The following is a 701-nucleotide window of genomic DNA, read 5'->3' as shown; positions in this document are numbered from 1 at the left end:
GGAGTTTACACCTTCTAAAAACCCCAGAAGTTAGGCTAACTTCAATTCTTGCCGCACTTTGCAACAGAGCCATTTTGAATATACAATTATTTTTAATAAAATGTATAATATAATAGGATAAAATTAGAAATGAAATTCGAAAAATTAACTATATATAAAACATATGAGAAAATATTATTATTTTTTATAATTATATTATTATCATTTAATTTTTTTGGTTTCTTTGTTTTTCAAAAAATTCAGGAAAAAATAGTAATTAATATTATTCTTGAATACAAAGCTAATGAATCTATAACCAATTCAGCAAAGAAAATAAATACTATTATATTACATGCCCATTATATATATACAGACAAAAACAATATTGCTTACAATCAATATAGGTACAATGATGATTACAAAAAGTTAATAAATTACTTAGATAATTTTCATGTTAATAATGATTATTATAATAATCAAATAAAAAATATATCTTTTAGAGTTAAGAAATTACATTTTAATCAAATTAATGAAAAAAAAGAATTTTCGTCTGAAGAAATGCGTATAGCTAAAGATTTGGGAGATTTTTCAAAGAATATTGAAGAAAAAAATAATTATATTTATATATATAGTTTTTCAAAGAAAATTGAATATATAATGTTTATTATATCAAACTTACTTCTTGTTTTTGTATTTATTTTTATAAATAAAATATACAATAG

The 701-nt window shown here is 19.3% G+C and carries 1 protein-coding gene; it reads left to right on the top strand.

Annotation, left to right across the window (positions count from 1 at the left end):
* Positions 1 to 129: 129 nt before the first annotated feature.
* A partial coding sequence (locus NTH01S_RS11495) for a hypothetical protein (protein ID WP_157070978.1) occupies positions 130 to 701 on the top strand: 572 nt, incomplete at its 3' end.

It is taken from the genome of Neokomagataea thailandica NBRC 106555 (genome assembly GCF_001598495.1).
Lineage (GTDB): Bacteria > Pseudomonadota > Alphaproteobacteria > Acetobacterales > Acetobacteraceae > Gluconobacter > Gluconobacter thailandicus_A.
The sequence above is the reverse complement of the archived record's forward strand: the minus strand, read 5'-3'. Positions and strand labels throughout refer to the sequence as shown.